This is a genomic window from Paraburkholderia silviterrae (assembly GCF_004353915.1).
GTDB classification, from domain to species: Bacteria; Pseudomonadota; Gammaproteobacteria; order Burkholderiales; family Burkholderiaceae; genus Paraburkholderia; species Paraburkholderia silviterrae.
On the sequence record NZ_SMRP01000003.1, the window covers coordinates 552,851 to 571,889 of the forward strand.

The 19,039-nt window shown below is 66.8% G+C and carries 16 protein-coding genes; 8 read left to right on the forward strand and 8 right to left on the reverse strand.

The window, feature by feature from the left end; genetic code table 11:
- Window positions 1-130: 130 nt before the first annotated feature.
- The gene (fdxA, locus tag EYW47_RS09990) at window positions 131-454 is read right to left on the reverse strand and encodes a ferredoxin FdxA (protein ID WP_133194681.1); all 324 of its coding nucleotides are present in this window, start codon (window positions 452-454) and stop codon (window positions 131-133) included.
- A 367-nt stretch (window positions 455-821) separates the two neighbouring features.
- Here fdxA and pncB point away from each other — a divergent pair, with 367 nt between their 5' ends.
- From pncB to EYW47_RS10020, 5 genes are all read left to right on the forward strand, one after another.
- On the forward strand, window positions 822-2,024 hold the full coding sequence (pncB, locus tag EYW47_RS10000; protein WP_133194682.1) for a nicotinate phosphoribosyltransferase: 1,203 nt from the start codon (window positions 822-824) through the stop codon (window positions 2,022-2,024).
- 149 nt (window positions 2,025-2,173) lie between these two features.
- Complete coding sequence (locus EYW47_RS10005) at window positions 2,174-2,848, forward strand: LutC/YkgG family protein (protein WP_133194683.1); 675 nt, start codon at window positions 2,174-2,176, stop codon at window positions 2,846-2,848.
- Entirely contained in the window at window positions 2,845-4,359 is a 1,515-nt protein-coding gene (locus EYW47_RS10010) for a sodium:proton antiporter (protein ID WP_377784835.1), read from the forward strand. The genes EYW47_RS10005 and EYW47_RS10010 overlap by 4 nt, the downstream gene beginning before the upstream one ends.
- Before the next feature lie 201 nt (window positions 4,360-4,560).
- Window positions 4,561-5,550: a 2-hydroxyacid dehydrogenase gene (locus EYW47_RS10015; RefSeq protein ID WP_133194684.1), complete on the forward strand. Its 990-nt coding sequence runs from the start codon at window positions 4,561-4,563 to the stop codon at window positions 5,548-5,550.
- Window positions 5,551-5,564: 14 nt separating this feature from the next.
- Window positions 5,565-7,073: a DNA recombination protein RmuC gene (locus tag EYW47_RS10020; protein ID WP_165976526.1), complete on the forward strand. Its 1,509-nt coding sequence runs from the start codon at window positions 5,565-5,567 to the stop codon at window positions 7,071-7,073.
- A gap of 96 nt (window positions 7,074-7,169) precedes the next feature.
- Here the strand turns inward: EYW47_RS10020 and EYW47_RS10025 are convergent, their stop codons facing one another.
- The 7 genes from EYW47_RS10025 to EYW47_RS10055 all read right to left on the reverse strand — a co-directional run bounded on the left by EYW47_RS10025 (window position 7,170) and on the right by EYW47_RS10055 (window position 15,919).
- Entirely contained in the window at window positions 7,170-7,667 is a 498-nt protein-coding gene (locus tag EYW47_RS10025; RefSeq protein ID WP_133194686.1) for a GNAT family N-acetyltransferase, read from the reverse strand.
- Window positions 7,667-7,942, reverse strand: a complete 276-nt coding sequence (locus tag EYW47_RS10030; RefSeq protein WP_133194687.1) for a hypothetical protein — start codon at window positions 7,940-7,942, stop codon at window positions 7,667-7,669. The genes EYW47_RS10025 and EYW47_RS10030 overlap by 1 nt, the downstream gene beginning before the upstream one ends.
- An 84-nt stretch (window positions 7,943-8,026) precedes the next feature.
- Window positions 8,027-9,397, reverse strand: a complete 1,371-nt coding sequence (gene moeA / locus EYW47_RS10035; RefSeq protein ID WP_133194688.1) for a molybdopterin molybdotransferase MoeA — start codon at window positions 9,395-9,397, stop codon at window positions 8,027-8,029.
- A gap of 102 nt (window positions 9,398-9,499) precedes the next feature.
- Window positions 9,500-10,135, reverse strand: coding sequence for a molybdenum cofactor guanylyltransferase MobA (mobA, locus tag EYW47_RS10040; RefSeq protein WP_133194689.1), 636 nt, complete (start codon window positions 10,133-10,135; stop codon window positions 9,500-9,502).
- Between the two features lie 7 nt (window positions 10,136-10,142).
- Entirely contained in the window at window positions 10,143-11,255 is a 1,113-nt protein-coding gene (moaA, locus tag EYW47_RS10045; protein ID WP_133194690.1) for a GTP 3',8-cyclase MoaA, read from the reverse strand.
- A 148-nt stretch (window positions 11,256-11,403) separates the two neighbouring features.
- The gene (locus EYW47_RS10050) at window positions 11,404-11,949 is read right to left on the reverse strand and encodes a L,D-transpeptidase (protein WP_165976520.1); all 546 of its coding nucleotides are present in this window, start codon (window positions 11,947-11,949) and stop codon (window positions 11,404-11,406) included.
- Window positions 11,950-12,604: 655 nt separating this feature from the next.
- A complete protein-coding gene (locus tag EYW47_RS10055) occupies window positions 12,605-15,919 on the reverse strand; it encodes an Rne/Rng family ribonuclease (protein ID WP_133194692.1) in 3,315 nt (1,104 codons plus the stop codon).
- 897 nt (window positions 15,920-16,816) lie between these two features.
- Between EYW47_RS10055 and EYW47_RS10060 the strand changes: the two genes are divergently transcribed.
- The 3 genes from EYW47_RS10060 to EYW47_RS10070 all read left to right on the forward strand — a co-directional run bounded on the left by EYW47_RS10060 (window position 16,817) and on the right by EYW47_RS10070 (window position 19,029).
- Window positions 16,817-17,854: an RluA family pseudouridine synthase gene (locus EYW47_RS10060; protein ID WP_133194693.1), complete on the forward strand. Its 1,038-nt coding sequence runs from the start codon at window positions 16,817-16,819 to the stop codon at window positions 17,852-17,854.
- 105 nt (window positions 17,855-17,959) lie between these two features.
- On the forward strand, window positions 17,960-18,619 hold the full coding sequence (locus EYW47_RS10065) for an HAD-IIIA family hydrolase (RefSeq protein WP_133194694.1): 660 nt from the start codon (window positions 17,960-17,962) through the stop codon (window positions 18,617-18,619).
- Window positions 18,616-19,029, forward strand: a complete 414-nt coding sequence (locus tag EYW47_RS10070; RefSeq protein WP_165976521.1) for a Rieske (2Fe-2S) protein — start codon at window positions 18,616-18,618, stop codon at window positions 19,027-19,029. The genes EYW47_RS10065 and EYW47_RS10070 overlap by 4 nt, the downstream gene beginning before the upstream one ends.
- Window positions 19,030-19,039: the final 10 nt, after the last annotated feature.

The window sequence follows — 19,039 nt, forward strand, 5'->3', positions numbered from 1 at the left end:
TCAACAAAAGCAGAGAACGAGATTCTATGAGGTCTGGCGGAGTCTGTCAACACCCTGTCGCCATCTTCTTATTCACCCCGCCGCAAGGAGGGCAGGGTTTCAGGATGACGACAGCCCCGGAGGCGGACGCTCAGCGCGCGAGCAGCGCGAGCTTGTCCTTCACGTCCTTGAATTCGTCGGCTTCGGGCAGCGGCGCCTTGGTCTTGGTGATGCTCGGCCATGCCTTCGCCAGTTCGGCGTTCAGCTCAGTGAAGTGCTGCTGGTCGCCAGGCACGTCCTCTTCGGCGTAGATGGCGTTCACCGGGCATTCGGCAACGCACACGGCGCAGTCGATGCACTCGTCCGGGTCGATCGCGAGGAAGTTGGGACCTTCGCGAAAGCAGTCCACCGGGCACACATCGACGCAGTCGGTATAGCGGCACTTGATGCAGCTTTCGGTCACAACGTGGGTCATTCAGGCAGCTCCTGCATGCTTTGTATCGGGGGTTGGCAGTTCGCCAAAACCAATATTGTAACTGATGCCGATTTTTCTCAGCCAGACCTCCGCAGCGCTGCTTAGATCGTTTCGTGATTAGTTTATGCGCTGCGCTGGGGACACACGATCAATGGCCCGGTCTCGCGCGAGGTTTTGCGCTTTTTTCGCTTCTTGCCCCTTGCGCGCGCATGGAGCTGCGGCGCTGGCGGCTTGGCGTGGGCTCATTCGGGTAACATTGGCGCATCACTGGCGCATGCCGTTTGCGGCGACGCCGCCTCGCCTTCGCAAGGCAAGGCGGCCGGCAAGCGAGGCGCGCGCCCTCCGATAGCAGTCCGGCTCGCCCATCATGATCATTACTTCGCTGCTCGATACCGATCTGTACAAATTCACGATGATGCAGGTGGTGCTGCATCATTTCCCCGCGGCCAACGTGGAATACCGCTTCCGCTGCCGTACACCCGAAATCGATCTCGTCCCTTACGTCGATGAAATCCGCGGCGAGATCCAGAAGCTTTGCAGGCTGCGCTTTGCCGAGCCCGAGCTCGACTATCTGCGCAAGATGCGCTTCATCAAGAGCGATTTCATCGATTTCCTCGCGCTCTTCCATCTGAACGAGAAGTACATCTCTGTTCTGCCCTCGCCCAGGGGCAACGGCGAAATCGACATCGAGATCAAGGGGCCGTGGCTGCACACGATCCTCTTCGAGATTCCAGTGCTCGCCATCGTCAACGAGGTCTATTTCCGCAACACGCAGCATCATCCGCAGTACGAAGAGGGCCGCGAGCGTCTGCGCCACAAGATCGAACTGCTCGGCGCGAAGCCCGAGTTCGCCGACTGCAAGATCGCCGACTACGGCACGCGGCGCCGCTTCTCGAAGCGCTGGCACGAGGAGGTGATCCTCACGCTCAAGGAGGACCTGGCCGAGCAGTTCACGGGCACGAGCAACGTCTACTACGCGATGAAGCACAACCTCACGCCGCTCGGCACCATGGCGCACGAGTATCTGCAGGCGTGCCAGGCGCTCGGCCCGCGCCTGCGCGATTCGCAGATCTACGGCTTCGAGATGTGGGCGAAGGAGTATCGCGGCGACCTCGGCATCGCGCTCTCGGACGTCTACGGCATGCAGGCCTTCCTGCGCGACTTCGATATGTACTTCTGCAAGCTCTTCGACGGCGCGCGCCACGACTCGGGCGACCCGTTCGAGTGGGGCGAGCGCCTGCTCAAGCACTACGAGGACAACCGTTGCGACACGCGCACGAAGACCATGATCTTCTCGGACGCGCTCGACATTCCCAAGGTGCTGCGCCTTTACGAGCGCTTCAAGGACCGCTGTCGCCTCGCGTTCGGTGTCGGCACCAATCTCACCAATGACCTCGGCTATCAGCCGCTGCAGATCGTCATCAAGATGGTCCGCTGCAATGGCCAGCCCGTTGCCAAGCTCTCCGATTCGCCGGGCAAGAACATGTGCGACGACAAGGCCTATCTGGCCTATTTGCGCCAGGTGTTCGGCATCGAGCAGCCCACGGAAGAAGAGCTCGCGAGCAAGTAAGCGCCGCACATCGGGCGTTCACTCGCCTGCGCGCCGCACGCCTGCCATCCGCGCTCGGCGCGCGTTGCGCGCACGCGAGCCGCGCCAGAAGAACAGCGACGCCCCGGTATAATCGGCGCGTCGCTTTTCTTCATTTTTCGAGGACGCGTATGGACTCCAAGGTCGACACCACGGCCGCCCGCCGCAGCATACTCGCGCGCATCCGCGCGGCGCAGGGCCGCGACGCGACGCCCGCCGCGCACGAGCGCGAAGCCGTCGCCGACTACCTCGCGCGTCATCCGCCTGGACCGCGTCCGCCGCTCGAAGGCGATCTCGTCGCGCGCTTCGTGGCCGAGGCGAAGAAAATGGCTTCGAGCGTCGACGAAGTCGCGCAGCTCGCCGATGTGCCCGCAGCCGCCGCGCGCTATCTCGCGTCGCTCGGGTTATCCACGCAAGCGGTGGCCTGGCAAACGCTCGAATCGTTCGACTGGGCCGGCGCGGGCTTGAGCGTCGAATTTCGCAAGCCCGAGGATCGCGATCTCGTCGGCCTCACCGGATGCTTTTGCGCGACCGCCGAAACGGGCACACTGGTCCTGCTTTCGAGCCCGCAGACGTGGGCCTCGGGCGCGTTGCTGCCCGAGACGCACATTGCCGTCGTGCCCGCGTCGCGCATCGTCGCCGGCCACGAGGACGCCTTCGCGCTCATGCGCGCCGAACGCGGCGAACTGCCCCGTGCGGTCAACTTCGTTTCGGGGCCGTCGCGCACCGGCGATATCGAGCAGACCATCGTCCTCGGCGCGCACGGGCCGTATCGCGTGCATGTCATCGTCGTGCAGGGCGCATGACGTTTGACACAGTCGAGCGCGCTGCGCGCACCGAAGGCGCGCGGCGCGGGAAGGGCGGGGCCGCGCGACCCATGCGTTTTTTTGCGTTTCTCTCGCGCCATGCGCTCGCCGGGATCGTCGCGGCACTCGGCGTGACGATTGCACCCGCGGCGCACGCGGCTGGCGTGGATGGCGCGACGCTTTCCGCGACCTGGGGCCTCCCATTCGCGTGCATGCTGCTGTCGATCGCGCTCTTTCCGATGTTTGCGGCCACGTTCTGGCATCACCACTTCGGCAAGATCTCGGCGGCCTGGGCGCTCGCGTTTTTGCTGCCGTTCGCGGCGACGCACGGGTTTTCGGCCGCCTGGCCGCTGTTCCTGCATGCGCTCGTCGACGAGTACGTGCCGTTCATCGTTTTGCTCGGCGCGCTCTATACGATATCGGGCGGCATCTGCGTGTACGGCAATCTGCGCGGCTCGCCGCGCACGAATACGGCGATTCTCGCGCTCGGCACCGCGCTCGCGAGCGTGATGGGCACGACCGGCGCCGCGATGCTGCTGATCCGGCCGCTCTTGCGCGCGAACGACAACCGGCGCCACAACGTCCACGTCGTAGTGTTCTTCATCTTTCTCGCCGCCAACGCGGGCGGCTCGCTCACGCCGCTCGGCGACCCGCCGCTTTTCCTCGGCTTTCTCAACGGCGTGGGTTTCTTCTGGACTACGCAGCATCTCGCGCTGCCGATGCTGTTCGTTTGCGCCGTGCTGCTCGCCGTTTTCTATTTGCTCGATTCGTGGTACTTCCGTCGTTCGGGCGAGGTGCGCGCGGCGATTCTCGATCCGACGCCGGACAGGCCGCCGCTTCACGTCGGCGGCAAGTTCAACTTCGTGCTGCTGGCGCTCGCCATCGCGCTCGTGCTGATGAGCGGCGTCTGGAAGCCGGACATCGGCATCGCGTTGCCGGGCACGCGCATCGAGTTGCAGAATCTCGTGCGCGACGTGGGGCTGATCGCGTTGTCGGTCGTATCGCTCGTCTTCGCGTCGCGCAAGGCGCGTGCGGACAACGGCTTCGACTGGGCGCCTATCGCCGAGGTGGCGAAGCTGTTCGCGGGCATCTTCGTCACGATCACGCCCGTCATCGCGATGCTGCGCGCGGGGGAGGCAGGCGCGTTCGCGCAGCTGATCCAGTTCGTGAACGACGCGCCGGGGCGCCCCAACGACGCGCTGTATTTCTGGGCGACGGGCGTCCTCTCGTCGTTCCTCGACAACGCGCCCACCTATCTCGTGTTCTTCAATCTCGCGGGCGGCGACGCGCAATCGCTCATGACGGGCGGCGCGAAAACGCTCGCGGCGATCTCGGCCGGTGCTGTCTGGATGGGCGCGATGACCTATATCGGCAACGCGCCGAACTTCATGGTGAAGGCGATCGCGCAGCAGCGCGGCGTGCGCATGCCGGGCTTCTTCGGCTATCTTGGCTGGTCCTGCGTGGTGTTGCTGCCGGCGTTCGCCGTGGCGACCTGGCTCTTTTTCGTCTAGCTCGCCTGGCTCGCCTCGCTCGCCTAGCTCGTCTAGCCGGCTGGTTTAGCCGTCCTTCGTGGCCTGACTCGCGGCCGAATTCACATCAGCCGTCCGGCAGGCTTCCGTTGGCGCCCCTTCGCGCGGGACAATGGCGGACAGCCGCAACCGGCGGATCCATTCCAGGCAAGCGGATCAACCTCTGAAGTGTGGAGAGCAACGATGCAAAAAATTCTCGTGGCGCGCCCGATCTTTCCGGACGTGATCGATCGTCTCAAGCAGTACTTCGACGTCGACTGGAACAACGGCGAGACGCTGTCCGCCGACGCACTCAACGCGCGGCTCGCCGACAAGGACGGCGCGCTCACCATGGGCGACCCAATCGACGCAACGACGCTGGCCGCGGCGCCGCGCCTGCGCGTGGTCGCGAACATGGCGGTGGGCTACAACAACTTCGACATGGCGGCCTTGAACGCCGCCAACGTGCTCGGCACCAACACGCCTGACGTGCTCAACGAAACCACGGCCGACTTCGGCTGGGCGCTGATGATGGCGGCCGCGCGGCGCGTGGCCGAATCGGAGCACTTCCTGCGTGCGGGCAAGTGGCAGAAGTGGTCCTTCGACATGTTCATGGGCACGGACGTGCACGGCTCGACGCTCGGCGTGATCGGCATGGGCCGCATCGGTCAGGCGCTCGCGCGCCGCGCGCGCGGCTTCAACATGCGCGTGATCTATCACAACCGCTCGCGCGTCGCGCCCGAGCTCGAGGCTGAGCTGAACGCCGAGTACCGCACGAAAGAGGCGCTCCTCAAGGAGGCCGATCACGTCGTGCTCGTGCTGCCGTATGTGCCGGCGAACCACCACACGATCGGCGCGGCGGAGCTCGCGCTGATGAAGCCCACGGCCACGCTCACGAACATCGCGCGCGGCGGCATCGTCGACGACGCGGCGCTGGCCGAGGCGCTGCGCACGCGCCAGATCGCCGCCGCGGGCCTCGATGTGTTCGAAGGCGAGCCGAGCGTGCACCCGGCACTGCTCACGGTCGACAACGTGGTGCTCACGCCGCACATCGCGAGCGCGAGCGAGGGCACGCGCCGTGCGATGGCGAACCTCGCTGCCGACAATCTGATTGCCGCGCTGGGCGAGGGCCCGCGCGCGGGTCAGCCGCCCAATCCGATCAATCCTGACGTGATGGGGAAAGCGCGTTCATGAGCGCCGCGCCGTTGATGGCGGTTGCGACGCTCGTCCTCGCGCTCGCGCTGTTATGCGCGATCGTGTTATTGATGCGCGCGCGCCGCGGCGCGCACGACGACGAGCGCGCCGAAGCCACGCTCGACGCAATCGACCAGCTCAGCGACCGCATCGCCGGTTCGACCGACACGCAGGCGCGTGCCGCCGAGCGCATCGAGCGCGAGCTGCGCAATGAGATTGCGCGTACCGCGCAGGCCTCGCGCAGCGAGTTCGGCGGCGGCTTTGCGCAGGTGCAGCAGGCGCTCGCCGCGCACCTCACGAGCATTGCGACCGTGCAGAACGGCCAGCTCGATAGCTTCGCGCAGCAGCTCGCGAAGCTCACCGAGAGCAACGCGCAGCAGCTCGACGCCGTGCGCCAGAGCCAGCAGTTGCAGGCGCAACAGTCACGCGACGAGCAAGGCCAGGCACTGCGCCATTTCGGCAACGTGCTCGGCCAGCAAATCGTGCAGTTGACCGAGGCGAACGACCGCCGCCTCTCCGAGGTGCGCGCGACGCTCGAACAGCGCCTGAAGGACATCGAAGCGAACAATGCGGCGAAGCTCGAAGAAATGCGCCGCACCGTCGACGAAAAGCTGCACGCGACGCTCGAGCAGCGTCTGGGCGAATCGTTCAAGCTCGTCTCCGACCGACTGGAGCAGGTGCATCGCGGGCTGGGAGAAATGCAGTCGCTCGCGGCCGGTGTCGGCGATCTGAAAAAAGTGCTGACGAACGTCAAGACGCGCGGCACGTGGGGCGAAGTGCAGCTCGAAGCGCTGCTCGAGCAGATGCTCACGCCCGACCAGTTCGCAAAAAATGTCGCGACGGTGCCGGGCAGCAGCGAGCGCGTGGAGTTCGCGATCCGGCTGCCGGGGCGCGGGCTTCAGGACGGCGGCTCCGCTTCAGCCTCCGATAGCGCGCCGGTGTGGCTACCCGTCGACGCCAAGTTTCCGCGCGAGGACTACGAGCGGCTCATCGACGCGCAGGAGCGTGCCGACGCTAACGGCATCGAGGAGGCGGGCCGCGCGCTTGAGGCACGCGTGCGCGCCGAGGCACGCACCATCGCCGAAAAATACGTCGCGCCGCCGCACACGACCGACTTTGCGCTGCTGTTCCTGCCCACCGAAGGGCTCTATGCCGAGATCCTGCGCCGTCCCGGCCTCACTGACCTTTTGCAGCGAGATTACCGCGTGAGCGTCGCGGGCCCGACCACGCTGACGGCGCTGCTCAACAGTCTGCAGATGGGTTTTCGCACGCTTGCCATCGAGAAACGCTCCAGCGAGGTCTGGCAGGTGCTTGGCGCGGTGAAGACGGAGTTCGGCAAGTTCGGCGAGGTGCTCGCGCGCACGAAATCGCAGCTGGAAACGGTGACGCGCTCGATCGAAGCCGCCGAAGTGCGCACGCGCGCGATGAGCCGCAAGTTGCGCGATGTCGAGGCGTTGCCCGGCGAGGCGGCGTCGAACCTGCTCGGCGACGTCCTCAGCAACGGCGAGAACGGTGACGAGTGAGGCACACGCTGCGCGATCGCGCGCATTGAGCGGGACACAAAAAAACGGGCCGCCCGCAGATCGCTGCGGGCGGCCCGTTTTTTCGCTGCTTGTGCCTTAGCTCGCGACCCGCTCGGCCGGTGCCGCAAGCTGGTCGAGCGCGTCGCCCGTCACGCGCACCACACGCCAGTCGGGCAGGACGGTTGCGCCCATCTTCTCGTAGAAGCGGATGGCCGGCTCGTTCCAGTCGAGCACGGTCCACTCGAAGCGGCCGCACTGGCGCTCGACGGCGATGGCCGCGAGCGCGCGCAGCATGGCCGTGCCGAGTCCCGTGCCGCGCTGTGAAGGCTGCACGTAGAGATCTTCGAGATAGAGCCCGCGGCGTCCGAGGAAGGTCGAGTAGTTATGGAAGAAGAGCGCATAGCCGACGATACGGCCTGCCTCTTCGGCCACGAGCGCCTCGGCCGACGGACGCGCGCCGAACAGTGCATCGGCGAGCCCTTCGGGTGTGCCGGTGAAGAGGTGCGTGAGCTTTTCGAACTCGGCGAGCTCGTACATCAGTGCGTGCATGGCGTCGACATCGGCGGGCGTGGCCGCGCGGATCGTGGCGCTCATTACGCTTCCTCCTGGACATCGGAGAGATGGATCTCGATGCCGCCGAAGCGCGCGGCGACCCAGTTGTACAGATGGCAGGCGATCCACAGCAGCACGAAGCCCACGATCGCATTGAGGATCAGCGCGCTGAACACGGTGCTGAGTTCGAAGGTGCCATTACGGAAAAATGCGACCACCGCGACGAGCAGCACGACCGGCACGCTGAAGGTCAGGTACACGAGGATGAGGGCCTTCGCGGTCTGCCCGGCGGCGATGAACGAAATCTGTTTTTTCATGTGAGTCGGTCCGTAGGTCGATGAGACGTCGCTGTGGACGTTGAATTATGTTGAACGATGCGGTGGCTGGCCATGAGCGCCGCGCTAGACGAGGCCGTCGAAGAGCATGATGTCGACGGCGTCGCCGGCATCGAGGTCGGCGCTTTCGTGGGCGAGCACGATGAAGCAGTTCGCCTCGCTCATCGTGCTGAGCGCGCCGGAGCTTTGCGAGCCCGTGGGTGCGACGTGCCACTGGCCCTGCGCATCGCGTTCGGCGACGCCGCGCTGGAACTCGGTGCGGCCCGGGCGCTTCCTGATGGGCGCGTCGCAGCGTGCCGGAATGAGCGGCACAGGCTGCGGCGTTGCGCCCGACATCGCGATCAGGGCGGGACGCACGATCTGATAGAACGCGACCATCGTTGCGACGGGGTTGCCTGGCAATCCGAACAGGAGTGCCGCGCGTCCAGCGCCTGGGCGGCCGCCTGACCAGATGCGGCCGAACGCGAGCGGGCGGCCCGGACGCATTGCGAGGCCCCAGAAGGACACGTCGCCGAGCGTCTGCAACTGCGTGCGCGTGAAATCGGCTTCGCCGACCGAGACGCCGCCCGAGGTCAACACGACGTCGGCGCTTTCAGCGGCTGCCTTGAGCGTGGCTGCAAGCGATTCGGGGTCGTCGCGCACCACGCCGAGGTCGATCGGCTCGACGTTCAGGCGCTGGAGCATCGCGCCGAGCGTATAGCGATTGCTGTCGTAAATGCAGCCGGGATCGAGCGGCTCGCCGGGCGAGCGCAGTTCGTCGCCGGTCGAAAAGTACGCCACGCGCAGGCGCCGCCGCACCGCCACGTCGACGATGCCGAGCGAGGCCATCAAGCCGATGTCGCTCGCGCGCAGCACGCGGCCCGCGCGCAGCGCCGCATTGCCGCGTGCGAGATCTTCGCCCTTGCGGCGGCGGTTCGCGCCGGGCGTCACGGCGTCGGCGCGGAATGTGATCGATTCGGTGACCGCTTCAGCGAGCGACCCGGCTGCGGCTTCTTCTCCCGCCGTGCTCCCGCTGCACTCCACGCGCTCCTGCGGCACGACGGTGTCGCAGCCGGCGGGCATCGGCGCCCCTGTCATGATGCGCACACACGCGCGCGGTGCGATGGCGCCCGTGTACGGATGGCCGGCGAATGCCTTGCCGGCCACGTTCAACGTGAGCGTCGCGCCACTGGATGCGGCATCGTGTACTAGCAGCGACGCGCTGTCGAAAGCGTAGCCATCCATGGCCGAGTTGTCGTGCGCGGGCACGTCGATCGGCGAGATCACGTCAGAGGCGAGCACGCGCGCGAGCGCATCGCGCAACGGCACGCGCTCGCTTGGCACTTGCGGCGTCGCCCACTGGAGCACGATGGCCTGGGCGGCACTGACGGGCAAGGCTTGGGGATCGAACTGGCTAAGGCTTCCTGCGCTACCGGAAATACTGTTAAGCGTGGTCATGGAGTGGAGAAGCGTCGCATCCGCACGATGGGTGCGGCGATCGTCCAGGGGGACGTGCATCAGGCCGGTGGCGGGCGGTCGCGGTCAAGCCGGTGGCGCTCGTCAGGCACGGTCGAGGTCGGCAAGTTCCTGTAAGGAATTGACATTGTAAAACGCACGCTCGTCGGCAAAGGCCACTTCGGCCGCCGTGTGGCGCGCGTACCACGCACGCACCTTGCGCTCGCCCGCGTCCAGAAACGCCGCGAGGTCGCTGGCGAGCGAGGTGTGGACGAGTGCGAAGACGGGGTGCAGGCTGACTTCACCGGCCGCGTTCGCTGTCGTTGCCGTGGCGATCAGCGTGCTTTGCGCGCGTGCCGCTTCGGCCAGCCGTGCGCCGAGATCGGCTGGCAGCCACGGCGAATCGCAGGGCGCGCTCAGCAGCCATTCGGTGCGGGCCGCCCGCAGGCCGGCAAGCAGTCCCGCGAGCGGGCCGGGGTAGTCGGGCAGCGTATCGGCGATCACCTGCGCCTGCCACGGTGCGCCGAGTTCGGCATAGACATCGCGGTTGCGGTTCGCGCTGATGGCGAGGGCGCCCACCTGGGGCGCGAGGCGCGCCAACACGTGTGCGGCAAGCGGCTTGCCGTGCAGGCGCTGCAGACCTTTGTCGACGCCGCCCATGCGCTGGCCGCGGCCGCCCGCGAGCACGAGGCCGGTGAGTGCGGCGGCGGGGATGGCGGGGGCAGGCGAGGTCGGGGGCATCGGCGTATCAGCCGCCGATATAGGACATTTCGATACGGCGCTCTTCGCCCACAGCCGGGGCAGCCTCGCTGCCGCGCAGCTGCGAATAGCGGTCGGCGCGCTGCTCCCAGATCTGCGCAATCGTGGCCGAGATGGCGGCGTCGCTGGCCTCGCCGCGCAGCAACGCGCGCAGGTCGTAGCCCGTCGAGGCGAACAGGCACAGATACAGCTTGCCTTCGGTCGACAGGCGCGCGCGCGTGCAGTCGCCGCAGAACGCGCGCGTGACGCTCGAAATCACGCCGATTTCGCCGGCGCCGTCAGCGTAGGCCCAGCGCTGCGCCGTTTCGGCTGCGTTATGCGCTTCCAGCGGAACGAGCGGGAAGTGCTCGGCGATGCGTGCGACCACGTCGGCCGACGGCAGCACCTCGGTCATGTTCCAGCCGTTCGAGGTGCCCACGTCCATGTATTCGATAAAGCGCAAGGTCACGCCCGAACCGCGGAAGTGGCGCGCGAGCGGCACGATCTCGCTGTCGTTGGTGCCGCGCTTGACGACCATGTTGACCTTGAGCGGCGAGAGCCCCACGGTTTGCGCGACCGCAATGCCATTGAGCACGTCGGCGACCGCGAAGTCGGCGTCGTTCATGCGGCGAAAGAGGGCGTCGTCGAGCGCGTCGAGGCTCACCGTGACGCGCGTGAGGCCCGCGTCGCGCAATGCGCGCGCCTTGCGCGCGAGCAGCGAGCCATTGGTCGTGAGCGTGAGGTCGAGCGGCTCGCCCCCTCGCGTGCGCAGCTTCGCGAGACGCTCGATCAGGAATTCGATGTTCTTGCGCAGGAGCGGCTCGCCCCCGGTCAGGCGAATCTTGGTAACGCCATGCGCGACGAAAAGCCGCGCAAGACGTTCGATTTCTTCGAGCGAAAGCAGCGCTGAATGCGGCAGGAACGGGTAGTCCTTGTCGAAAACCGCGCGCGGCATGCAGTAGACGCAGCGGAAGTTGCAGCGGTCCGTGACGGAGATGCGCAGGTCGTGCAGCGGTCGCGCGAGGGTGTCGAACAGCTCGCCGGACGGCGCGCGCACGGCCTCTGCGGCCGGGCTGGGCGGCAGCGAACGGACGTCGGCAACAGGGATGATGCGTCTGGACATGGTGGGCTCGTACTCGCGATAGCTCGATTTTAGCCCAACCGCGCTTTGCCCATTGCCAATTTGATATATCAGCCGGCGCCTGGCCGTCAGAAGCGATGCTCTCCGTGCGCGGCGGTGCATCAACTTGACGACATCCTGTCACGCACCGTCAGGTGCGATAGACGAATATCCGTGTGCCTTTGGGGCTGCTGTCCCAGAGTCGCTTCATGGCCGCTTCGGAACCCACGCCCATACATCCGTGGCTTGCCCCGTAATACCCTTCCGACTGGAACTGATACGACAAATGGAAGGCTTCGCCCGTGGCAGGGGAGGCGTCCCACGAAATAAACATCGCATACGGCATCGGCGTGCCGTAAATGCTGGACACGTGATTACGGCTCTTGTGGGTAATACGGCCGTAACCTTCCCCCGTTAGATAGCGGGGGCCACGCGCGTCCCCCGGACGAACGTAAAACGCCCACTGCGGCTTGCCGCTTTCGTACACCGTAGCGGTATAGGTGGTTTTATCCACGCAAACGATCCGCCTGGCCTTGGTGCACTCGCTCGGCGCAGTGGCGGGCGGGCTAGCCGCGCCAAAGTCAAAACCCGCCGGAAATACCGGAGGGCCGCCGAGCGCATCGTGCGGCTCAACGGCCGGGTTCGCGGCGAGAGCAATGGCTGCTTGATCCTGGATCATTTTGATCGCTTGAGACATGGGCGTCCCGGCCGGAGGTAGCGCCACCCGGACTGGCGTCATAGCTTGGGTCGTGAGCGGCGCAGGGGTGGCTGCGCCATCCGCTGTTGCGATCTTCGAAGCGGTGGGGGTTGCCTCTGCGCCAGGCGACGCAGAGGCCGCCGCGACGGAGGGAGGCGTGGTGCCAGAAGGTGTCCCGTCGGCGCGGTATCCCGCCGGTGAGTTACCGGCACCGATCGCCACGACGGCTAAGGCTCCTGTCGCCAGCAGCGCACCCGCCACGATACCCCGACGAACCCATGCGTGCCCCATCATTGAATCTCCAAACGCGGGACTTTCAGCGCCGCATCGTCACTTTTCCAGAAATTGGCGCGTCATATGACGCAAGCCTCACCAACGGGCATGGTATGTGTTTCCACTCAGTTTCACGACTGCGTCTGGCGGATTACTGGCTGTGCGTCAAGCCGGTTGAAATCTGACCGACCTGGATCGTGAGTCACACGGTCGCATTTGCACTGGTCCGCATTCCAGGCTGTCCTGCCTTTCGCTTGCTTCTGGTTCAGCCTTCGCAATAAAAAACACCCCAAAGGTTGGACCAGTGGCCAACTTTTGGGGTGCTGTTCAATCTAGCGGCTGCCTGGGCGGCTCATCCGCTCAGGCAGCGCTCGCGCGGCGGTTACGGCTGGCGGGTCGTTTCCACCTGCTGCATCGGCGCGCTGTCAGCCGGCGGCAGCGGCTTGCGCTCGCGCGGCACACGCGCGGGCTTCACCAGTTGCGCGGCGGCGTCCTGCGCGGCGCGCAGCTTGACGGAGTCGGTGTTGACCCACTCGAGGCCAGCCGATTCCAGCATCGGACGCAGCGTGTCGGCCGTGTCGGCCGCGCCGGCTTGCGTGTGACGCTGGGTCGCGGTCTCGGCAATCACCGTTGCGGTTTCGGCGTGCGCCACAACTGCTTCGACGCGCGTTTCGACCGGCTCGGGCTGAGCGACGACGGCCGGCTCGGCAGCTGCTGCGGGCGGCGCTTCGACGCGGTCTTCGCGGACCGCCAGCGTTTCGGCAGCAGCGGGCTCCACGATGGGCGCTGCAGGCGTTGCGGCTTCGGCCACCGGCGCAGCGGCAGTCTTGGCCGGCTCGGCCTCAACCGGCGTGGCGGCAGCAACCGGTTCGACGACGGGCGCGGCCGGTACGGCAGCAGGCGCCGCCGATTCGGTAGCGGCCTCAGCCGTGGTCTCGACCGGCGCGGCCGTCACGGCGACCGACGCTTCGGCGACCGACGCTTCGGCGACCGACGTTTCGATCACTTGCGCAGGTTGCTCCGCTTGCGCGGCTTCGGCAGCAGCGGCGGTTGCGACCGGCAGGGCGGTCACGACCACGGCCTCGGCGACGGAAGCATGAACGGCGGCTTCCGGCGCATGGGCTTCGGCCTGGGCTTCGACGCGCTCGGCAGCTTGCTCGCCCGCAGGCGCGGCAACGGCCGCTTCGTCGGTGCTTTCGTCGCTGCCTTCATCGGCGCCAGCAGCGCCTTCGAGCCCTTGCGTGCCTTCCGCATCGCGCTCGCGGCGACCGCCGCGGCGGCCGCGGCGGCGGCGGCGGCGCTCTTCACCTTGCGATGTTGCGCTGTCTTCCTCGGCACCGGCGTGGGTCACACCGTCGGTGAGGGCGGCCTGGGCTGCTTCGGCGGTGTCGGCTTCGGTGCTGGCGGCGTCGAGGCGTGCTTCCTGCGCCTCGGCGGCTTCGGGCGGTTGCTGGCGTCGGCGTTCGCCACGCTCGGCGCGTTCACGGCGCTCGCCGCGCTCCTGGCGCTCCTGGCGCTCGCCGCGCGGTGCGGCTTCTGCAGTCTCGCTGCGCTCCTGACCGCGCTCGACGCGCTCGATGCGCTGCTCGCGCTCGGCGCGTGGCTCACGGCCTTCGCGTGCCTCACGCGGTTCGCGTTGTTCGCGCGGCTCACGGGATTCACGCGGCTCACGTGCGTCACGCGGCTCGCGGGTGCCGCGGCCTTCACGGCCTTCGCGACCCTCGCGTGCTTCACGCGGCTCGCGTTCTTCGCGGCGCCCCGACGGCTGGCCGGTGCGCGTGCCGCTAGCGGCCTCGCCACGGCCGGCCGCGTCGCGGCCGCCGCTTCGGCGGTTGCGGTTGCGGTCGGCGGAGCCGGCCCCAGCGCCGGCTTTCTCGCCGCGCTCGGTGCGGGCTTCGCGTGCCGGACGGGCAGCCTTATCCTGCTGCTCGACCGGAGCCGGAGCGGGGGCTGCAGCCGGTGCGCCGCCAAACAGACGCTTGATGAACGCGAAGAAGCCGCCGCCCGCCGGCGCGGCTGCGACCGGCGCGCCCACGGGAGCGGCTTCAACCGGCTTGACCGCCGCGGAGGGAGCCGGACGCTCGGGCGTGATGCCCTTCACCGCGGCTTCCTGCTTCGGCTTGGGTTCGGCCGTGCGCTTGCTGTAGCCGGTCTCCGACTCGAGCTCGCGCGCGGCCTCTTCGGCCATCTTCCAGGAGGCGCGCGGGTCGTCGAGGCGGGTGTCGTCGTGACGCAGGCGCTCGAGCTTGTAGTGCGGCGTTTCGAGGTGCTTGTTCGGGATCAGCACCACGCCGACCTTGAAGCGCGACTCGATCTTGTTGATCTCCGCGCGCTTTTCGTTGAGCAGGAAGGCGGTCACTTCGACCGGCACCTGGCAATGGATTGCCGCGGTGTTTTCCTTCATTGCCTCTTCCTGGATGATGCGCAGGACCTGAAGCGCCGACGATTCCGTATCGCGGATATGGCCCGTGCCGTTGCAGCGCGGGCAGGTGACGTGGCTGCCTTCCGAGAGGGCCGGGCGCAGGCGCTGGCGCGAGAGCTCCATCAGGCCGAAGCGCGAGATCTTGCCCATCTGCACGCGGGCGCGGTCGTGGCGCAGCGCGTCCTTCAGGCGCTGCTCGACTTCGCGCTGGCTCTTGGCCGACTCCATGTCGATGAAGTCGATCACGATCAGGCCGCCCAGGTCGCGCAGACGCAGCTGGCGCGCGACTTCGTCGGCGGCTTCGAGGTTGGTGCGCGCGGCGGTTTCCTCGATGTCGGCGCCCTTGGTGGCGCGCGCCGAGTTCACGTCGATGGCGACGAGCGCCTCGGTGTGGTCGATCACGATCGCGCCGCCCGAGGGCAGCGGCACCGTGCGCGAGTACGCCGTCTCGATCTGGTGCTCGATCTGGAAGCGCGAGAAGAGCGGCACGTCGTCGTGGTACCGCTTCACCTTATTGACATTGTCCGGCATCACGATATCCATGAAGGCGCGCGCCTGGTCATAGATTTCGGTGGTGTCGATGAGGATTTCGCCAATGTCGGGCTGGAAGTAGTCGCGGATCGCGCGGATCACGAGGCTCGATTCCAGGTAGATCAGCATGGGCTGGCCGGACTGGCCGGCCTGCGACGCGGCTTCGATGGCGCGCCACAGTTGCAGCAGGTAGTTCAGGTCCCACTGGAGCTCTTCGGCGGAGCGGCCGATGCCGGCCGTGCGCGCGATGATGCTCATGCCTTCCGGCAGTTGCAGCTGCGCCATGGTTTCGCGCAGCTCCTGGCGGTCGTCGCCCTCGATGCGGCGCGAGACGCCGCCGCCGCGCGGGTTGTTCGGCATGAGGACGAGGTAGCGGCCGGCGAGCGAGATGAACGTGGTGAGTGCGGCGCCCTTGTTGCCGCGCTCTTCCTTCTCGACCTGGACGATCAGCTCCTGACCCTCCTTGAGGGCGTCCTGAATGCGCGCGCCGCGCATGTCGATGCCTTCGCGGAAGTACTGGCGGGCGACTTCCTTGAACGGCAGGAAGCCGTGGCGGTCTTCGCCGTAGTTGACGAAACACGCTTCGAGCGACGGCTCGATGCGCGTGACGATGCCCTTGTAAATGTTGCCTTTGCGCTGTTCGCGCCCGGCGGTTTCGATGTCGATGTCGATCAGCTTTTGTCCATCGACGATGGCGACGCGCAGCTCTTCCTGCTGCGTCGCGTTGAACAACATTCGTTTCATTGAACGGCTCCAGTGCGGCTTCGCGCGCGGCCCTGACTTTTGAGGCGCCCGACGCTTCGACGGGCAGCACAGGGACGGGCAGCGGCAAGCCGCGCCTTATTGTGTTTTCACAAGCACGCTGGAGCAGGAACGATGGCGGGGAGAATTGCCTTTCGGGCGCCCGGCCTGGCGTTGCGTTGCCAGGGACGGCCGCGTGGGCTCATGCGAAATACGTCTTCAACAAGCGACAAGACGTGCCGCGGAAAGAACGACGGCACGGGTTTCCTGCGCTTCCGATCCGCCCGCCGCCGCCTGATCGCCATGAGTTGCGTGCGTTGGCGGCAAATTGCGCCATGCACGACCACGACAGGACATGGGCCGCAGCCGCGAACTGCGCGCGCTGCCGGCTGGATCTACTTTGCGGCATGAAGCATCAAGCACATGCCGCGCACGGGAAGCTTTCAGGAACGCCCGCCTTCCCCCTCGGGATGTCTCGCCACTTTTGACGTCGCCGTGTCCCGCACGTTGCCGGGACGCTTCGGGCGCTCGCCGTATTTTCGCCACCAGCGCGTCGGGCTGCGGTCGCTTCGAATCACTTCGACCGCGCGGCGCGACGCACCGGATGAATTCTTTATACCAACCTTCCGTTACCGTCGGAGTCCGTCTCGACCGAACGTGCCTGTGGGCGCCGTCCCTGCCGTGCGCGGATTTCCGTGCGTGCAACTCGTTGCATCTCTTCAGGCGGGGTGAGCAACCAGCCCCGGGCGCAAGTAAAATGTCGGTTTATCGCTTGCCGCCTGCACATGCTGCGCGGTTCAAGATCCCGACGAACTGCCCTTGGGTATGAGTCGGGCGAATCAGGACCTTTTTGGCCGTTTGGCCTGCCGTCGCGTTAGCGCTGGGCAAATTATATTCAGAATGAAAGAGTTAGGCAAAATATCCCAGAATCAGGTCGCGAGCGACCAGGTTTCGTTCGTCGAGATCGACGAAGGCGCCGCCGGTCAGCGGATCGACAATTTCTTGCTGCGCGTCTGTAAGGGCGTGCCGAAGAGCCACATCTATCGCATTCTGCGCAGCGGGGAAGTGCGCGTGAATAAGGGGCGCATCGACGCGCAGTACCGGCTCGAGCTGGGCGACCTCGTGCGCGTGCCGCCCATGCGCGTCGCGCAGCCGAGCGAGGCAGCTGGCGCGACACCCGTGCCCGCGGCGGAGTTCAGCGTGCTGTACGAGGACGATGCGCTGCTCGTCATCGACAAGCCCGCCGGCGTGGCCGTGCATGGCGGCAGCGGCGTGGCCTTCGGCGTCATCGAGCAGTTGCGCGAGGCGCGGCCGCATGCCAAGTTCCTCGAGCTCGTGCACCGGCTCGACCGCGAGACCTCCGGCGTGCTGATGCTCGCGAAAAAGCGCGCGGCGCTGGTCGGCCTGCACGAGCAGATGCGCGAGAACAAGACCGACAAGCGCTATTACGCGTGCGTCCACGGAGAATGGGCGAGCGACTGGGGGCGCCGGCGCGCTGTCAAGGAGCCGCTTCATAAGTATCTGACCCCGGAAGGCGAGCGTCGCGTGCGCGTGCAGCCCGACGGGATGCCGTCGCATACGGTGTTCAATCTCGTCGAGCGCTGGCCCGGCTACGCGCTCGTCGAGGCCGAGCTCAAGACCGGCCGCACGCATCAGATCCGCGTGCACCTGGCCCACCTGGGCCTGCCGATCGTCGGCGACGCCAAGTACGGGGATTTCGCGCTCAACAAGGCGCTCGCGCGCAACGGCGCGAAACCCGGCGTCAAGCGCATGTTCCTGCATGCGCACCGGCTCAAGCTCACGCACCCGATCACGGGCGCGCCGCTGCAATTCGAGGCACCGCTGCCGCCCGAGCTGCGCCGCTTTGTCGGCGAGTTGCGCGCGCAGCGCGATGCGACGGGTGAAGGCGAGAACCACGCCGCCGCGCAACCCGAATGAAGGCACGGCGTCACGACGGGCGCCACCACGGACGTCACGAACGACGCCACAATGAACCGGGGAGCAAGCCGGACTCAAGAACAACAGTGTTTGGAGAAGGACCGCATGGCCCGAGAGCAATTTGACCTGATTGTGTTCGACTGGGACGGCACGCTGATGGACTCGACCGCCCACATCACCCGCAGCATCCAGGCCGCGTGCCGCGACCTGGGGCTGCCTGTGCCCGGCGACGAGGCCGCGAGCTACGTCATCGGCCTCGGCTTGCGCGAAGCGCTGCAGATTGCCGCGCCCACGCTCGACCCCGCCGATTATCCGCGCCTCGTGGAGCGCTACCGCGTCCATTACCTGCTGAAGGATCAGCAAACCGAGCTGTTCTCGGGCGTGCGCGAGATGCTCGCCGAACTGCGCGACACGGGCTATCTGCTTGCGGTGGCGACCGGCAAGAGCCGGGTGGGGCTGAACCGCGCGCTCGCCGAAGCGAGGCTCACGAGCCTGTTCGACGGCACCCGTTGCGCCGACGAGACCTTCTCGAAGCCGCATCCGGCCATGCTGCAGGAACTCACGCGCGAATTGGGGCAGGATCTTAACCGAACGGTGATGATCGGCGACACAACCCACGATCTGCAGATGGCCGCCAACGCCGGCGCGGCGGGCGTGGGCGTGGCCTACGGCGCCCATTCGCCGGGTGCGCTGGAGGTGCTCGCGCCGCAGTACATCGCGCCGGACGTGGCGGCGCTCGCCGCCTGGCTGCGGGAGCACGCATGAGCGCGCATCCACAGATGAGCGCGACGACGCAGCATGCCCCCGTGCGCGTGTGCGCAGCCGAAGCGCTAGTCGAAGGCGGCGCAGGCCAGCGCATGAGCGCGACTTACGCGGGCGGCGACGCCGTGGTGTTCTTTGTGCGCTACGGCGGCGAGGTGTACGGCTACCTGAACCGTTGCGCGCATGTGCCCATGGAGCTCGATTGGGTCGAAGGGCAGTTCTTCGAGTCATCGGGCCTCTATATCATGTGCGCAACGCACGGCGCGATCTATCAGCCCGACACGGGCAAGTGCGTGGGCGGCCCGTGCCGCGGCGCCCGGCTGCGCCCGGTGCGTGTCGAGGAACGCGACACGCCCGAGGGCCGTGCGGTATTCTGGCTGCCGGACGACGATTTGAGTCCGACCCCATCCTGATCTTCATTGC

Coding starts and splice junctions, on each gene's coding strand:
- EYW47_RS10030 (WP_133194687.1), bottom strand. CDS start 7,942: ATGAAAAAACAGATTTCGTTCATCGCCGCCGGGCAGACCGCGAAGGCC.
- EYW47_RS10010 (WP_377784835.1), top strand. CDS start 2,845: ATGACGTTTGACACAGTCGAGCGCGCTGCGCGCACCGAAGGCGCGCGG.
- moeA (WP_133194688.1), bottom strand. CDS start 9,397: ATGACCACGCTTAACAGTATTTCCGGTAGCGCAGGAAGCCTTAGCCAG.
- EYW47_RS10050 (WP_165976520.1), bottom strand. CDS start 11,949: ATGTCTCAAGCGATCAAAATGATCCAGGATCAAGCAGCCATTGCTCTC.
- EYW47_RS10070 (WP_165976521.1), top strand. CDS start 18,616: ATGAGCGCGCATCCACAGATGAGCGCGACGACGCAGCATGCCCCCGTG.
- EYW47_RS10065 (WP_133194694.1), top strand. CDS start 17,960: ATGGCCCGAGAGCAATTTGACCTGATTGTGTTCGACTGGGACGGCACG.
- EYW47_RS10020 (WP_165976526.1), top strand. CDS start 5,565: ATGGCGGTTGCGACGCTCGTCCTCGCGCTCGCGCTGTTATGCGCGATC.
- EYW47_RS10025 (WP_133194686.1), bottom strand. CDS start 7,667: ATGAGCGCCACGATCCGCGCGGCCACGCCCGCCGATGTCGACGCCATG.
- EYW47_RS10055 (WP_133194692.1), bottom strand. CDS start 15,919: ATGAAACGAATGTTGTTCAACGCGACGCAGCAGGAAGAGCTGCGCGTC.
- EYW47_RS10015 (WP_133194684.1), top strand. CDS start 4,561: ATGCAAAAAATTCTCGTGGCGCGCCCGATCTTTCCGGACGTGATCGAT.
- EYW47_RS10060 (WP_133194693.1), top strand. CDS start 16,817: ATGAAAGAGTTAGGCAAAATATCCCAGAATCAGGTCGCGAGCGACCAG.
- pncB (WP_133194682.1), top strand. CDS start 822: ATGATCATTACTTCGCTGCTCGATACCGATCTGTACAAATTCACGATG.
- moaA (WP_133194690.1), bottom strand. CDS start 11,255: ATGTCCAGACGCATCATCCCTGTTGCCGACGTCCGTTCGCTGCCGCCC.
- mobA (WP_133194689.1), bottom strand. CDS start 10,135: ATGCCCCCGACCTCGCCTGCCCCCGCCATCCCCGCCGCCGCACTCACC.
- EYW47_RS10005 (WP_133194683.1), top strand. CDS start 2,174: ATGGACTCCAAGGTCGACACCACGGCCGCCCGCCGCAGCATACTCGCG.
- fdxA (WP_133194681.1), bottom strand. CDS start 454: ATGACCCACGTTGTGACCGAAAGCTGCATCAAGTGCCGCTATACCGAC.